The following is an 810-nucleotide window of genomic DNA, read 5'->3' as shown; positions in this document are numbered from 1 at the left end:
CTAAGGCCACCGCCGCCTGCGAGGTCAACCCGATCATTCCGCCATAAGCCGCCCCATAAACCGCGCTCGCCGTGGCTCCCGTAGCGCCTGTCGCCCCCACGGCACCACTTCCCGCCCAGGCCGCCAGACCCGAACCCGCCGTGACCGCCGCCACCGCAATCGCAATCACCGCACCCACTACGGGGTTTAAGCTTGTGCTTTTTTTGTCCCAACTACTGTAAGCGTCCTTAACCTGATCCCACTGGACATCATTGCGGCCTTGAAGGTTTTTTAACCATTCCGTACCCGGGGTGTGACCCAGTACTGCCAGCGTGTCTTCCAGTAACTGCTCGTCTTTCACTTTCACATCCGCACTGATACCGGCTGCTGCCTCCACGGTCAGTGTACCGCCCACCTGCACGGACGGGATGGCCCAGGTTGTCTCACTGTGGCCTTTATCGTGGTGCGTAATAAAAAAGCCTTTTGATGTCGCGACAGTCTGCTCAAAAGCGGTATTGGGCATGGCCCGGAAGTTCACTTTCCCGGTCTGGCTGGTGATTTTCGCGTTTTTACCGGTTTCTAGCCGACTCGCTTCCAATGTCACGTCATCTTTTGCCCTCAGGGTAATATCCCCCCCGGCAGTCAATTCTGTGACTTTGTTGGTCTTCCTGATTTGTGTTTTATGTTCTGTTTTAGACCCAAAGACTTTACACGACTTTATGGGGCCGAAACCTTGACAGCGTTTCCGCGTTTCTTCACTTTTATAGGTTTCTTCCATGGCCTGCGCATAGAGAAAACCGCCGGTTGCCGCAATATCCATTACCCCTTTGG

At 54.9% G+C, this 810-nt stretch carries 1 pseudogene; it reads right to left on the bottom strand.

The features are described 5' to 3' along the window. Window positions 1-799, bottom strand: a pseudogene (locus AM629_RS21315) (DUF637 domain-containing protein); the annotation flags it as partial. Window positions 800-810: the final 11 nt, after the last annotated feature.

Source organism: Photorhabdus heterorhabditis (assembly GCF_001280945.1).
In the GTDB taxonomy this organism is placed as follows: domain Bacteria; phylum Pseudomonadota; class Gammaproteobacteria; order Enterobacterales; family Enterobacteriaceae; genus Photorhabdus; species Photorhabdus heterorhabditis.
Note: the sequence above shows the minus strand (reverse complement) of the source record. Positions and strands in the feature narration are given on the sequence as shown.